Source organism: Flavobacterium agri, assembly GCF_013401995.1.
GTDB classification, from domain to species: domain Bacteria; phylum Bacteroidota; class Bacteroidia; order Flavobacteriales; family Flavobacteriaceae; genus Flavobacterium; species Flavobacterium agri.
The window spans coordinates 74897-90790 of sequence record NZ_JACBJI010000006.1; the positions used below are offsets into that span (position 1 = coordinate 74897).

Genomic DNA, 15894 nt, shown 5'->3' on the forward strand with positions numbered 1-15894 from the left:
GGTAGTAACCGGATAAGAAACCGAAGTGATACCGATTAAAAGGTCAATCGGGAACAGGATGTTCAAATGAATGACTGGCGGAATTCCAACGGTGTGGTGCCCGTCTTTGTCCTGAACAGCTTGCTGAAGGATTGCAGGTGCTCGAAACCCAGTCCGTACGCGATCTCGCTGATCGAAAGATTGGTCGTAGACAGTTTTTCCTTTGCCTTTTCAATCAGTTTTTCGTGTATGTGATATTGGGTACTTTGCCCGGTAAGGGTCTTGAGCAAACTCCTTAAATATCCGGGCGACACATTAAGCTCATCGGAAACGTACTGTACGGTAGGAAGGCCTCTCGTTATGAGATCGTCGTCTTTGAAATAGTCTGAAAGCAGCTTTTCCAACCGGTCGAGCACCTGGTGATTGGTTACTTTCCGGGTCAGGAACTGTCGTCCGTAAAACCGTTCGGCATAGTTCAACAGGGTTTCGATATGGGATATGATGATGTCCTGGCTGAATTTGTCGAGGTTCGACCGGTATTCGTTGCGGATGTTCTTTGCGATTCCGTTGATCAGCGTTTGCTCGTGATCGGAAAGAAACAACGCTTCGTTGGCGGCATAATCGAAGTATTCGTACTGCTTGATCTTTTTGGCCAGCGGCGTATTCCAGAGGAAATCGGGATGGATGAACAACATCCAGCCTTCGAGGTTGGACGGCACGCCGTTTTCTTCGCCGCGCAGGACCTGGCCTGGTGCCATAAACGCCATGAAGCCTTCGTCGAAGTCATATTTCTGCTGGCCGTAGAGCAGGTTGTCGCATCCCCGCTTCAGGGAAATGACATAGAGGTCGAACACCACGGCCTTGATTTCGGGATCGTCCTGCAAGCCTTTCAGGTCAATTATGCTGACCAGCGGATGGGACGGCTTGGGTAGCCCCATCAGACGGTGTATTTCGGTAATGGATCTGATACGGTACGGCATTGGGTTTCCCATAGTATAAAATTATGGATTTTTGAAGGGATATCTGAGCCAGATCATAACCAAAGGCAATATCAAGAAAGGAATTTCGATCAGGGCCATTTTATGATTGCCTGCCTTGAGCGCCAGTGCCATGATGAGCAGGATCGATACCGCGTTCAGGACATTTCCCAAAAAGTACGTTTTGGGGACCGGCAGCAACACGCCGATCGCGATGGCCAGGATGCCGAAAAAGGGAACGACGGATTCGCTTATGCCCAATTCCGACATCATCTTGACCGAAGCGGGGTTGCTCTTGTAGTGGAAGGTGTCCCAACCGTGCTTGAAGCTCAGCACTGCCGAAACGATCAGCAGCACCAACGAGACTATGTTCTTTATCATTTGAGGATATAAGTATTGAAAACATAACTTCCGAGCAAGGCGATGGGCACGCCTATCGCGGCGCTCGTCAGGGCTGTGCGGGCTTTGTTCGGGTAACGCTTCCTGTGCTTCACATACAGGAAGAAGCCGACCGGAGGGAGCATATTCGAAAATAGGAACCAAAACCTTGAGAGTTTGTCTTCGTTGTTATCGCTTGCCATTTCTTCTGTGTTTTTGTTATGGAATCCTTTTGAACTTCATCGTTTTTCCGATCAGCGCAATGCCGAGGTATCCGCGGAATTCCAGTTCATCCGCGCTTTTGAGCTTGGCGTTCAGGCTGTAGGTGCTTCCGTTGTCGGGATTGTAGAGCTCGCCGTCGATATATTCGCCATCCTCGTACCTGAGGTTGGTGACGTTTATGATGTTCTTCCTTGAGCGGGAGCGCAGTTTGCGGTTGGGGTTCCTGCCGTCTTTCTTCGGGGTTTTACCATCGGCCTCGAACATTGTGGACGCCCACAGCAGTTTCCCGAAATATTCCCCGCCCGATTTGAATATCTCGAACCGGAGTCCCACCTCTCCCTTTGTTGTACTTTCCCATATCCCGATGATCTTATCTGCCGGAAGCTGTTGTGCGAATGAGGCGACGGACGCCAGCAGCGTTGTTGCCAAAAGTGTTTGGAATCTCATTTTTTATGTGAATTAAGTTGCCTGAATTTCTCGAACTCCCGATGTCCTAAATTCCGTTCGATGAAATTCGGGGCGATGCGGCTCATGAATTTAACGATGCCCGAAAGCCCCGGCGTTATCTCCGGTTTGTCTTTCCGGATCCCTTTAATGATTTCACCGACCGCCTTGGCTACGTCCATCATCTGGCCGGGGTTGGGTCGGAGTACCCAATCTTTCTGGAGGTTGGTATTGACGCCGGGCGGTATGACCTCGATCACCTTTACGTGGGTCTTGTCGAGCTGCAGCCGCAACGCTTTTGTATAGGCGTGCACCGCGGCTTTGGACGCGCTGTATATTGGGGCGGACGAATACGCCATGAACGCGATGGCCGACGATACGTTGATGATCGCAGCAGACTCTTTTCGCATGAGGTGCGGCAGGAACTGGTGTACCATCCGGATGGTGCCGGACAGGTTGGTGTCGATTTCGCGGACGACGTTTTGTAGGTCGAGGGACGTGTCCTGCAAGTCGATCAGCCGCATGAGGCCCGCGTTGTTGATGATGATGTTGAGCCCGGGAAACTGTTTCGTCACCTCGTCGTACAACTTTTGGATGTCGTCGGGCTGGCTGACGTCGCTCCGGAACGGGTGGACATTTGGAAATTGCCGCTGTGTATCGTAAAGGGCTTCGAGGCTGCGCCCCGTGACGATGATGTTGGTGCCCTGATCGGTAAGCTGTCTCACCAACTCGAGGCCTATACCGCTTGTTCCGCCGGTGATGAGCACCGTGCTGTTTTTCAAATCCATTTTCTGTCGTTTATATCGATACAAAGTTGCACCGACAATAAAAAACAGATTTAGCCGAAACGCACTTCGATGTAGCCGAAAGTGTATGTGTGTACTCACGGCCTGGTTTGAAAGATGTGTTTAGTTAAACGATTGCCTGAATTCCAAAGGGGAAAGACTTGTTTTTGATTTAAAGAGACGGCTGAAGGATTGGGAATGATCAAAGCCCAGTTCGTAGGCGATTTCACTGACGGACAAATCAGTACTACTAAGCTTTTCTTTCGCTTTTTCGATAACGCGGCTTTGGATGTGCTGTTGGGCATTCTGGCCGGTAAGGCTGCGCAGCATGTCGCTCAGGTAGCCCGGTGACAGGTGCAGATTGTCTGCAAGAAACCGGACGGTGGGAATTCCTTTGAGCAATGTCTTTTCGTCGTTGAAATAGTCGTCGAGTATGCTTTCGAACTGCTGCAGCAACGTGGTGTTCAACGCCTTTCTTGTCAGGAACTGGCGCTTGTAGAAGCGGTTGCTGTAATTGAGCAGGGATTCGACTTGGGAAATGATTACGTCCTGACTGAAGTCGTCGAGCTTGCCGTGCAATTCTTCCGCTATATTCCTGAAAAGAGGCAGGACCGTTTCTTTCTCTTTGTCGGACAGGTGCAGCGCCTCGTTCGCGTCATAGGAAAAGAAACCATACTGCCGAATCCTTCGTGCCAGCGGATAACCTAACAGAAAATCGGGATGGATGATGAGCGTGTAGCCGGAATGTTGTTCGTTGGCGATGCCACGCGAAGTGACTTGGTTGGGTGCGACGAAAAACAGCCCACCCTGGTCGAATCGGTACTGGTGCTGCCCGTATCTCAGTTCGCCGGTGAGTTCTTTCTTATATGAAATCTTATAGAAGTCGGACGTATGCGATTCGGGTAGGTGAATATCGTCGAAGGCCTTAGCCGACGTATCGATCAGGGTGACCAAAGGATGCAGCGGACCCGGCAGCCCAAGCATCCTGTGCAGTTCGGGCAATGAAGAGTATCGAAACAATCTACCGTCTTTTTTTTCCATGCCTCAATTTATGAAAATCAGACCTGCTCACCATGGGATTTCCCCGGTTTCGGGGTTGTTGTCTTCGCAGAAGAACTTTCCCGTGGGACCGTCGTTGCCGATAAGCGTGTATTTGAGGATTTGCTGCGCCGCAGTCTCTACGGTGCTCGTGCCCAAATGATGATTGAAGTCTGTGGCAGTGGATGGCGGGCTGACGGCATTTACCTTGAAATTCGTATCGCGCAACTCGAAAGCCAACGCGATCGTGTACATGTTCAGCGCTGCTTTGGACGATTGGTAGACCGCGCCCTTATGCTGGTAATATTTGTACGTCGGGTCGCTGTGCAGCGTCAACGAACCCTGGCTCGAACTGACGTTCACGATGCGTGGTTCGGACGAGGGCCGCATCAGGTCGACGAACGTCTGGGTGACGCGGATGACGCCGAAGACGTTCACCTCATACACTTCCTTGAACTTGTCGACCCCGGTACCCAAGGCCGTGTGCATGACGGGCCTGTCTCCGAAGAACTCGATGCCATTTATGCCGGCGTTGTTGATCAGGATGTCGAGCACTTGTGTTTTACTGCCGATTTCGAGGCGGGCGGCATCGACCGATCGCTGGTCGGTTACGTCCAACTGCACAACTTGTACATTCCCGAGCCCTTCGTCTTTCAAGCGCCGCACCGCCTCTCTGCCCTTCTGTACATCCCGGCTGCCGATGAAGACATACCATCCTTTTCTCGCCAACTGCCTGGACAGTTCTAAGCCGATGCCTTTGTTGGCACCGGTAATCAATACGGTTTTCATTTCTGGCTTTTTAAAGTTGAAATGCAAAGGTTGGGAAGAATGGGGAGTCGGGTGTAACCGGATTGGCGGATTTCGTAACGGAATCGAGGATCGTCGGGCGATTTACCTGAAGTGGCGATTACGCTACCCAAAAAATTCACAGCGTCACGCCATCTCATGCCTCGAAGCCTCGCCGTCGGAAAAATTCGAAAACAGCATGGAAGCGAACACCGCCGGGTCGTGGGGCTTGGTGAGGTAGCGCACCCTGTACTTGTCAAGCAATTCCCTAAAAAACAACGGCACTTCGGTTCCGGAAAGTACCATTATCGGTACCTCGGTCAGATCGAGGTGTTGGGATACCTGCTGCAAAAAGTGTGTGGCGGCCATACCGGGCACCCAAAAATCCATCACGATGACATCGGGACGCCCGCCATGCGCGATGGCCGTGACAGCTTCGTGGAAAGACCGGAACTGGCTTACCTGCAAATGGGGCATCGCGTTCAAGGCTTCGGAGAAAAACATCAAATCGTCGTCGTCGTCGTCGATGTGGAAAACGATCTTGTGCATAGTAATTGGAAATTGAGTGAGATAAATGTAACGGATGTACACAAAAAAAGGTGTTGAACAAATTTTAAAAATTTTATAATTCAGACAACGGCTTGATTGGGGCATCCGATTCGCGCATTCGTCTCACATCATAGCGTATCGCTTTGCTTACCTGGTTTTTGTATAAAACTTCTCGATCACGGATTTCCTGAACCTCCGCTGGCACCATAAATCTGGCCCGTGGCATAGCTGGCATCGTGTGCGGCGAGCTGGACATAAATCGAGGCCAATTCGACGGGTTGCCCGGGACGCCCCATAGGCGTCTGACCGCCGAACTGCTTGAGCTTTTCCATAGTCGCGCCGCCACTTACCTGCAAAGGCGTCCAGATCGGACCCGGTGCTACACCGTTCACACGTATGCCTTTAGGTCCGAGCTGTTTGGCCAATGACTTCACCGAATTCATATTGGCCGCCTTGGTTTGCGCATAATCGTGGAGCTCGGCCGAAGGATCGTATGCCTGTTCCGACGTGGTGACGATGATAGCCGCACCGGGTCGCAAGTTGGGTAAGGCTGCCTTCGTTATCCAGAACGGCGCGTATACGTTCGTCTTCATGGTGGCATCGAAGTCTTCCGATGAAATGTCGAGTATCGAAGCACGTGTTTGCTGGCGCGCGGCGTTATTCACCAAAATATCGAGTCCGTCGAGCCCTTTCACGGCTTCCTCTACCAAATGCTTGCAAAATGTTTCGTCACGAAGATCTCCGGGAATGGCGATCGCTTTACGACCTTCGGCTTTTATAAGCCGGACCACTTCGCGCGCATCTTCTTCCTCCGAAGGATAATAATTGATCGCGACATCCGCTCCTTCTCTTGCAAAGGCGATGGCGGCGGCCCGACCCATTCCCGAATCGCCTCCAGTAATCAGTGCTTTCCGGCCTTTGAGCCTTCCGGAGCCTTTGTAGCTTTTCTCTCCGTGATCGGGGCGGGGTTCCATTTTGGTGGCCAATCCCGGCCAGGGCTGTGACTGTTCCTTGAAGGGCGGTTTGGGGTATTTGGCCGTGGGATCGTCCGGCAAGATTGGCCCATAATCATCGTTCTCATGCAAATTGGCGGCGGCTGCCGGATTGGTAAGTGTGGTCGCCAAGATGGCGCCCATGCCGGCGATCGCATCCCTTCGGGTCATCGTATCGGTGTTCTTCATAATTCGGATTTTTGGATTCGAACCTAAATTAGTATCCGGAACTTTGGAAACCTTTACATCAGGATATGGATATGTGGCATGGTTGTACTGTGTAACGGTGTGTCCATAGGCTTATTCTCTTTGTTTTTTATCCTTGAAATATTCGCGTGCTTTCTTAAGGCCGGTGGCGATGGCGATGCCTTCTTCGGTTCCATCTTCCAACAATGCGTTCGCGATTTCTACCGCTTTCTCGCGTAGTGCTTCAGGCTGGTTTTTGTATGAAGGGGGATAATCCCCGTTGTACCATGGCATATCTTATCGGATTAAATATTCAACTTATCCTAAGGTAAAGCGATCGGGACTTTCCCGATTTATGGCGTACGGGAATAATGGGGCTTGTGCGAGTAGTTGCGCTGTACGACCCTGTTATTTTCGGGCGCAGCATAGACCGCCTGCCTTCTTCTTCTCTGCCCAACCTCCATCCCTACCCATTTTTCACTAACTTCGCCTATACAGAAAAATCCCACAACGAATCGAATGTCCATAAAAAAAGCAACGCGAATCTTAATAGCACTTTTACTGCTGACCTGTGTCGTGCTCGTACTTTACGTAAAGTCTTTTAAAGACGTCGAACGCGTCTGTGCCGATAAAAAACAAACCGAAATATACCTATTGAATTACGTCACGAAATCAAATTTGAAACACATCGTATACGAACACAACAAAAATTTCAAATTGGAATCCGACGAAATAAGCCGGGTGTATCTGCTTTCCCCGATCCTCAAAATCCCCGATCCGATTTTTGGCGACGAGTACACGTATAAACCCGACGGGTGCGACCAAATCGACAACATGGACATCTATTGCGAAGTCCGTTACAGCAAAATGAAAAACGGCAAAACGGATGTTTGGTATAATTTCATGGAATGACTTCAAAAGCCTAACTTTCGAACACAACACAAAAGATATTTCACACATGGAACAAAAAGAACTGGCGGCATTCACGAACGAAGAATTGCTGCAGGAAGCGAAAAAGGTCAAATCGACCAATATTTACGACGCGGTGATCATCGGTTCCCTGATCGGGATCGCACTTTATAGTACGATCAGAAACGGTTTCGGGCTTCTTACTTTTCTTCCGTTGGTCTATTTGCCGATAGCAGCCAGAAACAGAGCCAAGAAACAAGAGGTGGAAAGCCTGCTCAAAGAAAGGGATTTGAAATAGTATCCGACACAAACATAAAAACTACAGATGCAGCCAAAATTCAAATTGATTATCGCGTTTGTAATCATCCTGTGCGTCTGTTCGGTGCTTTTGCTGTTCTATCCGCTGCAATTCGACCTGTACGAGCAAGCGAAGGCCAAAAAAATGGTCGACCTAGTGGTCGTGCCGATTTTTGCGTTTTTTTTGATACGATACGTCGTGCGTAAAATCAAACAAGGCGGTGTCGATCGGAGAATATTCCCAAAAGAAATTTTGCTCGCGATTTTCATTTTCGCGGCACTTCACTTTTTGATCATCCGATCCGTGGCCTCTTGCGGGTTACTGTTCGTCAATTGTTCTTTCCCGCCGGATACGCAAGAGATGAACGGCGTCGTTACCGAAGTCGTCAATGCCGACAAAGTGGGTAAAATGCTTCCCATATACACACTATCCGTTAATGAAAACGCAGAGGAATTCGTTTTCGAATCGAACAAAAAAACCGTCGGGACTTTTTCGGTGAACGATTCGGTGAAAATCGAAATGAAAAAAGGAATCCTCGGTCTTTTGTACAAATAATCGCCGTTTCGGTAGCATCCCAAAAATGAAAAAGTACTCGGTCGCATCGATCATCCTAAGCTTGATTTGCATCGGCGCGACCCTATTCCAAAATTTCAGGCTTTTGCGCATGTACGGGCAAGCACGCGGAAAAGATAAAGCCTTGTTCGGAATCACCGAAATAAAAGAACTCGACATAAAGCTTTACATCGGATTCGGGATCGTCTTGGGATTGACCCTGGCCTTGGTCGCCGTCCGCAAAAAAGAAAACAGGACGCTTTCGTATATAGCCGTCTTGTTTGCCTTGCTTTCTTCACTATTGCTGTTCGTGCGATTGTGGACCTATTGGGTTTAACTCCTTAACAACCCTACATCGGATACCGTGAACCGGCCAAAACAGTCGCTTTCTAAAAATTCTTCGCACTATATCCTAAAACATTAAAAACGAAGCAAATAAACCTTATATTAGGCTTCGTAATTAACATTTCCTTCACTTAGTATTAACACAAACGTGATTTAGCATGAAGAACTTTTACCTTAAAAGCTGCCTCCTACTTCTATCGTTTTGGGGTTTCTCGCAAAACGGCAACACCCAAAAAACCTACAGCCAAATCCCACCTGAATATCGGTCGCATCCGGAATTGGGCAAAACCACCCATTCTGCCGTCTTGCACGAAGTAGACTATGAGCTTGTACACGAAAGGACAAAGTTCTCGCGCACGTTCCTGAACACGAACAAAACCAAAACGACCGTGCAATCGTCTGCGCCTTTGCATTATCAGGACGGTTCGGGAATGTGGCACAGCATCATTTACAAACTGGGTAAATCGGACAGCAAAATCATCTATCCTATCCAGAATTCGTTCTTTATGTTGACCGGCAACGGTATCAATTTGAAAGCCGACGGACATTTTGCCAATATTGAAAAGACCGATTTCCGTTTCGTGTCGGGCGATAATTCCGTGGTCAAATCAATCCGCAGCGGCAAACAACAGGCCGCCGTGAAAAGCGACAACGAAATTGCGTTCACCGATATTTCGGCGAATCTCGACAAGAACATCACGTTGTACAACCAAGCGGTCAAGTACGACTACCGCATAAAATCCGTCGATTTTTTACCCGCTCAATTCGATCGCCTCATCGTCGAGGAAACGCTTACGCTTCCGAAAGGATTTTCAATGGCCGAAGACAAAAGCGCGAATCGCCTGATGATCGTCGATAGCGAAGGACGTGAAGCATTGGTCTTTCAACAGCCTGTGATTTCGGACAGCAAAGTTGCCGTGCGCAACCAACACCATCCGGTTTACGAAGCGAAGTATAATCTGGTGAAGCTCGACGGGCCGAAATATAAAATCCAGATCGAAATCGACGGTTCTTGGCTCAAATCGACCGACAGGGTTTATCCGATCAACATCGATCCTATCGTCACCGTAACGAACAACGACGCGATCAATTCGTGCTTCCTTCCGACGTATCAGCAAGCGGCATTGCAGGTTAGCGTTCCCGCAGGTGAAACCGTGCTGTCTTCGAACATCAGTTACGATTTCGTGGCCGTGGCCGGATCTGGCGCATGGATGAGCGACCAACGCAGCTACATTTCAGGTCCTAACGGACAAACGCCGATCCAAAACGGAGTCGGCGGAACAGCCGGACTGCAAACCTATACCATCAACGACAGCCCGATCGGGAACGTCGTCTCTACGGGACAAATCAATTATACGTTCAATTTCGGGCGGAATTGGGGCGGAAACGGTTGCAACGCGACCTATGATTTCGTGAGCAGACGCGAAATCGCCGTCACCTACGGAACGATCGAATTCGGCAACGGGCCTTTACTGATCAACGAATATTCGGCTTCGAACCGCAATTTCAACGACGGCTTCGGCCGAAACGAGGATTGGGTCGAACTGTACAACTCGAGTCCCGATACGTATTTCAACTTGGCGGGTTATTACCTGAGCAACAACATCAACAACCCGACCAAGTGGCAGATCCAGGACGGCATCATCCCGCCGAACAGCCGCGTTTTGGTTTTTTGTTCGAACCGCAATATTTCTTCGGGAACGGTTTTGCATGCGAGTTTTGATCTGACGCAGACCGATCCCGACGAAATCGTGATTGCCGATCCTGGCGGAAACATCATCGAATCGGTCGAAATGTTCACGACCCAAACCAATCATTCGTACGGAAGGACGAGCGACGGAGCGTCCACTTGGAGCGTTTTCGCCACGCCGACTCCGGGCCAGCACAATACCAACGGTTCCTCGAATTATGCGACCAAACCGACTTTGAGCGTCGCTCCGGGAAAATATGCGGGGCCGATTTCAGTATCGCTCGCGTCTTCGGGCACGAACGAACAAATTCGATATACGACGAACGGTGCTACGCCGACCGCGACTTCGACACTTTACTCAGGTCCGGTTTCGATTTCCCAAAATACCGTACTCAGGGCAAGGTCGTTCAGTACCGTTGCCGGAATTTTACCGGGATTCATCGAGACCAACACGTATTTCATCAACGACAATTCGACGATGCCCGTGGTTTCGTTGTCGGGCGATGCCGACTTGCTGCAATTGCTCAACGGCAACCAGATCGAGCCGACCGGATATTTCGAATATTTCGAGCCCGACGGCACGTTCATAGACGAGACCATGGGCGATTTCGACAAGCACGGAAACGATTCGTGGGCATATGACCAACGCGGCATCGACTTTATTGCGCGCGACGACCACGGCTATAAAAGACGTCTGGAGCATCAATTCTTCAACACGACGGACCGCACGAATTACAGGAGATTGATTTTGAAAGCCGCCGGTAGCGACAATTATCCGCACCAAAGCGGAGGCGCGCACATGAGGGATGTATTCGTACAGAAAGTCTCAGAAATGGCGGGATTGGAACTCGACGAAAGACGCAGCAATTTCGTGTCGCTCTTCGTCAACGGCCAATATTGGGGCGTGTACGACATGCGCGAAAAGGTCGACGACAACCAATACACCGATTATTATTACGGACAGGATTATATTTTCCGCGACAGCGACCAATACATCCAGTACATCAAAACCTGGGGTGCGACGAATCCTGAATTCGGAAACCAGCCCGCGATCGATGCCTGGGACGACCTGATGGCGTTCGTGCAAAACAACGACATGGCGCTCGAAGCGAATTACGATTACGTCGACGGCCAGCTCAACATCGACAGCCTGATCGATTATTTCGTACTCAATTCGTATATGGTCAACAAAGATTGGCTCAACTGGAATACGTCTTGGTGGCGCGGCCTTGATCCGTTGGGCGGCGCTTTGAAATGGCGTTATGCGCTTTGGGATTGCGACGGCGTACTTGGCCACTACATCAATTACACCGGAATTCCCGACATCACCGCGAATGCCGATCCTTGCAACGTAGAAGAACTCGAAGTCGGCGTCGGCCATGCCCAAACCATCGAAAAACTGATCACCGAAAGCCCGATCGTACGCCAGCGCTATATTTCAAGATATGCCGATTTGCTCAACACCGGACTTTCGTGCGAGCAAGTGACGCAGGTGTTCGACAGCATCGTGGCAGTGATGACTCCCGAAATGCCGCGCCAAATCCAACGTTGGGGCGGAAGCATGGCGCAATGGCAAGCCAATGTGGAAGATGCGCGCGAGTTCCTGCTCACGCGTTGTTCCCAAACGATCGCGACGGGAATGCAGGATTGTTACGAGGTGACCGGCCCGTATGAGACGATTTTCCAGGTCGAACCTGTGAATTCGGGCAAAATACGCATGAATTCTGAATGGTTGGCGACGTATCCGTTTACGGCCCAGGTTTTCGGAAATCTCGACACGATGCTCAAAGCCGAGGCGCTCACGGGTTACCAATTCGACCATTGGGTCGTCGATGGAGCCACCATCGATCCCGATGACACAAGCATAGACATCATCCTGCAGATTTCGCAGGCCACATCGGTCACGGCACATTTCACCGAAATCACGAGTGCCGAACAGGCGCTTTATTACTGGCATTTCAACACGCTCGAAACCCCTACCGACGTAACGGTAATTCCTGCCGATTACAACCAGGTTGCGGGTGCCGTTCCTTTGATGACGTATACCGGAAGCGGTCCGCGCGACATCGATGCCAACAACAACGGCTCGATACTCAACATGCATTTCGACGAGACTTCGGGAAAATGCGCGCGTGTGAGAAACCCGTCGGACGGGCGATCGCTTGTGTTCGACTTACCGACCACGGGCTACCAAGCCATCAAATTCGCCTATGCCGTGCAACGTACGAATGAAGGTCAACTCATCAATAATTTGGCATATAGTATAGACGGTACGAATTTCGTTCAGGCCGGATTGAGCCAGACATCGTTCAATGTGTCTACCGATTTCAGTCTCGTCAACATCGATTTCAGTTCGATCGCGGCCGTGAACAACAATCCGAATTTCAAGATCAGGATTACGTTCGAAGGCAACATCACGGGCGATAACGGCAACAACCGATACGACAACGTCACGCTCAAAGGCGTGCAGCAATTGGCCGTACCGACGCATCACGCGACGACGTATCAGGTTTTCCCGAATCCGTTTACGAATAATGTGCAGATCGTCGGAAATGAGCAGATGACCGAATTGTCGGTTTACGATATGGTCGGAAAGAAAATCTGGCATAAAAAGCACATAAACGCCAATACCGAAACGATAGACCTCGCGGCGTTGAACGCAGGCGTGTATCTGCTCAAAATCAAAACGGCCAAAGGTTTGACGACCCATAAACTGGTCAAACACTAAACTGGAATACTCGGGAAGGCGGCCAACAACCGCTTTCCCTTAAGTAAGCAATTCCGACATCCGGCGTAAAATCACAACCTTTGCAAAAACGACTCGATGGAAATAGGAATAGACAGCTTCGCATCGGCCTTATACGGCAATAAAGAAGGTTTGAGCAGCATGGACGCGATGGCGCAACTGCTCGAAAGGATCGAACTCGCCGATCAGGTCGGGCTCGATGTTTTTGGAATCGGCGAACATCACAAAAAGGAATTCCTCGATTCGGCGACCGCGGTCATATTGAGTGCCGCAGCGGCAAAAACCAAGCGCATCAAACTCGCGAGCGCCGTGACCGTTCTCAGTGCGGCCGATCCGGTGCGCGTGTACCAAAGTTTCGCGACGCTAGACCTTATTTCGAAAGGGCGCGCTGAAATCGTCGTGGGACGCGGTTCTTCGATCGAAGCCTATCCGCTTTTCGGTTTCGACCTCAACGATTACGACAAGTTATTTGCCGAAAAACTCGACTTGCTTTTAAAAATCCGCGATAACGAATTCGTGACGTGGTCGGGCAAATTTCGTGCGCCTTTGCAGCATCTTCCGGTTTATCCACGCGCGGCTCAACAAAAATTACCGATTTGGCTCGGCGTCGGCGGTACGCCCGAATCGTTTGCTCGTGCGGGAACACTGGGCTTGCCCTTGATGGTAGCCATCATCGGAGGGCAAACCCAACGCTTCCGACCGTTGATCGACTTATATCGCGAAGCCGGCCGGGAAGCGGGCTTTAAACCCGAAGAATTAAAAGTCGGACTTCATTCGCCGGGTTATGTAAGCAATGACAACGAGCAAGCGGAATCCGAATATTATCCGGGATATGCCGAATTATGGACCAAACTCGGACGGGAACGCGGTTGGCCGCCCGTAACACGCGAGCAATTCGACCATCTGATCGCACCCAAAGGCGTCTTGGTCGTTGGTGGCCCTGAACGGGTGGCCGAAAAAATCCTGCGTCATGGCGAAGCGCTTGGCGGTGTCGACCGGTTTACGTTCCAGATGGATAACGCCGGGCTTTCGCATGCCCAACTCATGAAATCGATCGAATTGATCGGAACGAAAGTGATTCCGATCGTACAAAAGGAAATGGGCGCATAAATCTTCACATTCACTGAATCGTACTACTGAACCGGATGTCATCGTCCGGTTTTTTTATACTCATGATCCAGATCTTGAGAATCGCGCATCAATCTTCCAAATACCACTAAACGCGCAAGCATTAGCGAAATATCGCAGGTTTTCAAACGATTACAAAAATCAACTATTTGAAAATCAATATTTTAAATGAGAGGCACAAAACTTGGCTTCATTAAAAGAAGTCGATGATGAAAACCATCGTGGATTCAGGAAATACCGATCATATCACTTAAAATCCATAACATGAAAACAATCCTCTCTAAAACCATCGTTTTCCTCACGGGCGCTTTCGTGAGCCATACGGGATGGAAAAACTGGAAGAATTTCTTCGAAAGCCAAGGCTATACGTGCATTGTGGAACCTTGGCCCGAAAAATCGGGTACGCCTCAATATTTGCGCGCCAAGCAACCGCACGATACGGCTTTGGCCGGCTTGCATTATGCCGACGTGCTCGACCATTACACCAACATCATCAAGGGCTTACCCGAAAAACCGATCCTGATCGGACATTCGCTCGGCGGACTCACCGCACAGATTTTATTGCAGCGCGGACTCGGACAAGCGGCGATCGCAGTCCATTCCGTGCCGCCACAAGGCGTGACTTCGTTCGAGTTTTCGTTTATCCGTTCGCTTTGGAAACCGCTCGGGCTGTTCAGTTCGCTGCGCAAAACCCACCTGATGAGTTTCTCGGAATGGCAATACGCATTCACCAACGGCATGAGTTTGCAGGAACAGAAAGAATCGTACGAAGAAAACACGATTCCAGAGTCAAGACGCGTGCTTCGCGATCCGTTAGGAAAAATTGGCCATATCGATTTCTCGACCGCACATGCGCCATTGCTGTTCATTTCGGGAAGCGCCGACCACATCATGCCGGCGTCGTTGAACTACAAGAATTATATGCGCTATAAAAAAGGCAACCCGCATTCGGTTACCGAATACAAGGAATTCGAAGGTCGCAACCACTACGTGCTCGGATTGCCTACCTGGAGAGAAGAAGCATCTTATGCGCTCGAATTCATCAATAAATATTGATTGGTTGGGTTGACCGGATAGGGTTTTGATGCCTATCCGGTCTTTCTTGTTTATATCGTAAACGTTTCACCGATTGCCGGAAGGAACAGTTTTATTCCGGCCTTTTCGAAGTCCTTGACGGCTTTTTCCTTGTCGATGACGATAAAGCCGAACGTGTCGTAATGCACGCCCATGACTTTCGTCACGCCTACCATTTTAGCGGCTTCTATCGCTTCTTCTACACCCATCGTCAATCCGTCGCCGATCGGGAATACCGCAAAATCGACTTTGGTAAATCTCGGAATCAATTGCATGTCGAGCGTGAGCGCCGTATCGCCGCTGTAATAGAAATTGCCGTCGTTCGTGGCGAATACGAAACCGCTCGCGACACCGCCGTAACTGCCGTCGGGTAAACTGGCCGAATGTTGGGCGATGACCGCTTTTACCGTTCCGAAATCAAAATTGAATTTTCCGCCGGGATTTATCGGGAACGTATTTTTCAATCCCTTCGAATTGAACCATTGATACAATTCCCAACAACCGAAAACGCGTGCGCCTGTCCTGTTGGCGATGCGTTCGACATCGGTCACGTGATCGAAATGCGCATGGGAACAGAAGATATTGTCGGCCGGAATCGCATCGACGTCTATATGTGATGCAAGTTCGTTAGGTGTGACGTAAGGGTCGAAAAGCAGGTCTTTGCCGCCGCCTTTGACCAAAAAGCAAGAATGTCCGTAGTACGTGATTTCCATGATATGAGATTTAATAGTGAATAATCGAGGTTTGCCGTTGTATTTTCGGCTTGTTTTTTTACAAAAATCTATTACTGAACAATTTACGAAATAAAAAAGCCGA

At 49.9% G+C, this 15894-nt stretch carries 18 protein-coding genes; 7 read left to right on the forward strand and 11 right to left on the reverse strand.

Annotation, left to right across the window (positions count from 1 at the left end):
• Nucleotides 1–62: 62 nt before the first annotated feature.
• From HZF10_RS13680 to HZF10_RS13725, 10 genes are all read right to left on the reverse strand, one after another.
• The gene (locus HZF10_RS13680; RefSeq protein ID WP_176006784.1) at nt 63–971 is read right to left on the reverse strand and encodes a helix-turn-helix domain-containing protein; all 909 of its coding nucleotides are present in this window, start codon (nt 969–971) and stop codon (nt 63–65) included.
• 9 nt (nt 972–980) lie between these two features.
• Nucleotides 981–1337 (reverse strand): hypothetical protein, encoded by a 357-nt coding sequence (locus HZF10_RS13685; RefSeq protein WP_176006785.1) that lies wholly within the window; start codon nt 1335–1337, stop codon nt 981–983.
• On the reverse strand, nt 1334–1537 hold the full coding sequence (locus HZF10_RS13690; RefSeq protein WP_176006786.1) for a hypothetical protein: 204 nt from the start codon (nt 1535–1537) through the stop codon (nt 1334–1336). Before HZF10_RS13690 ends, HZF10_RS13685 begins: the two co-directional genes overlap by 4 nt.
• A gap of 16 nt (nt 1538–1553) precedes the next feature.
• A complete protein-coding gene (locus tag HZF10_RS13695) occupies nt 1554–2003 on the reverse strand; it encodes a DUF2147 domain-containing protein (protein WP_176006787.1) in 450 nt (149 codons plus the stop codon).
• On the reverse strand, nt 2000–2788 hold the full coding sequence (locus HZF10_RS13700; protein WP_176006788.1) for an SDR family oxidoreductase: 789 nt from the start codon (nt 2786–2788) through the stop codon (nt 2000–2002). Before HZF10_RS13700 ends, HZF10_RS13695 begins: the two co-directional genes overlap by 4 nt.
• Before the next feature lie 120 nt (nt 2789–2908).
• Complete coding sequence (locus HZF10_RS13705) at nt 2909–3805, reverse strand: helix-turn-helix domain-containing protein (RefSeq protein WP_306454599.1); 897 nt, start codon at nt 3803–3805, stop codon at nt 2909–2911.
• A 48-nt stretch (nt 3806–3853) separates the two neighbouring features.
• The gene (locus tag HZF10_RS13710; RefSeq protein WP_176006790.1) at nt 3854–4612 is read right to left on the reverse strand and encodes an SDR family NAD(P)-dependent oxidoreductase; all 759 of its coding nucleotides are present in this window, start codon (nt 4610–4612) and stop codon (nt 3854–3856) included.
• A gap of 144 nt (nt 4613–4756) precedes the next feature.
• A complete protein-coding gene (locus HZF10_RS13715) occupies nt 4757–5158 on the reverse strand; it encodes a response regulator (protein WP_176006791.1) in 402 nt (133 codons plus the stop codon).
• A gap of 176 nt (nt 5159–5334) precedes the next feature.
• On the reverse strand, nt 5335–6339 hold the full coding sequence (locus tag HZF10_RS13720; protein WP_176006792.1) for an SDR family oxidoreductase: 1005 nt from the start codon (nt 6337–6339) through the stop codon (nt 5335–5337).
• Between the two features lie 111 nt (nt 6340–6450).
• Nucleotides 6451–6630: a DUF2188 domain-containing protein gene (locus tag HZF10_RS13725; protein ID WP_176006793.1), complete on the reverse strand. Its 180-nt coding sequence runs from the start codon at nt 6628–6630 to the stop codon at nt 6451–6453.
• A 225-nt stretch (nt 6631–6855) separates the two neighbouring features.
• Between HZF10_RS13725 and HZF10_RS13730 the strand changes: the two genes are divergently transcribed.
• From HZF10_RS13730 to HZF10_RS13760, 7 genes are all read left to right on the forward strand, one after another.
• The gene (locus HZF10_RS13730) at nt 6856–7248 is read left to right on the forward strand and encodes a hypothetical protein (RefSeq protein WP_176006794.1); all 393 of its coding nucleotides are present in this window, start codon (nt 6856–6858) and stop codon (nt 7246–7248) included.
• Nucleotides 7249–7294: 46 nt separating this feature from the next.
• A complete protein-coding gene (locus HZF10_RS13735; protein WP_176006795.1) occupies nt 7295–7543 on the forward strand; it encodes an FUSC family protein in 249 nt (82 codons plus the stop codon).
• Nucleotides 7544–7570: 27 nt separating this feature from the next.
• On the forward strand, nt 7571–8098 hold the full coding sequence (locus tag HZF10_RS13740; RefSeq protein WP_176006796.1) for a hypothetical protein: 528 nt from the start codon (nt 7571–7573) through the stop codon (nt 8096–8098).
• A 25-nt stretch (nt 8099–8123) separates the two neighbouring features.
• The gene (locus HZF10_RS13745; protein WP_176006797.1) at nt 8124–8432 is read left to right on the forward strand and encodes a hypothetical protein; all 309 of its coding nucleotides are present in this window, start codon (nt 8124–8126) and stop codon (nt 8430–8432) included.
• Between the two features lie 166 nt (nt 8433–8598).
• Nucleotides 8599–12858: a CotH kinase family protein gene (locus tag HZF10_RS13750; RefSeq protein ID WP_176006798.1), complete on the forward strand. Its 4260-nt coding sequence runs from the start codon at nt 8599–8601 to the stop codon at nt 12856–12858.
• 96 nt (nt 12859–12954) lie between these two features.
• The gene (locus HZF10_RS13755; RefSeq protein ID WP_176006799.1) at nt 12955–13986 is read left to right on the forward strand and encodes an LLM class flavin-dependent oxidoreductase; all 1032 of its coding nucleotides are present in this window, start codon (nt 12955–12957) and stop codon (nt 13984–13986) included.
• A gap of 282 nt (nt 13987–14268) precedes the next feature.
• The gene (locus HZF10_RS13760; RefSeq protein WP_176006800.1) at nt 14269–15060 is read left to right on the forward strand and encodes an alpha/beta hydrolase; all 792 of its coding nucleotides are present in this window, start codon (nt 14269–14271) and stop codon (nt 15058–15060) included.
• A 50-nt stretch (nt 15061–15110) separates the two neighbouring features.
• Here HZF10_RS13760 and HZF10_RS13765 read toward each other — a convergent pair whose 3' ends face one another.
• Nucleotides 15111–15791 carry a metal-dependent hydrolase gene (locus HZF10_RS13765; protein WP_176006801.1) on the reverse strand — a complete coding sequence of 227 codons (681 nt, stop codon included), beginning with the start codon at nt 15789–15791 and terminating at the stop codon, nt 15111–15113.
• Between the last annotated feature and the right edge of the window lie 103 nt (nt 15792–15894).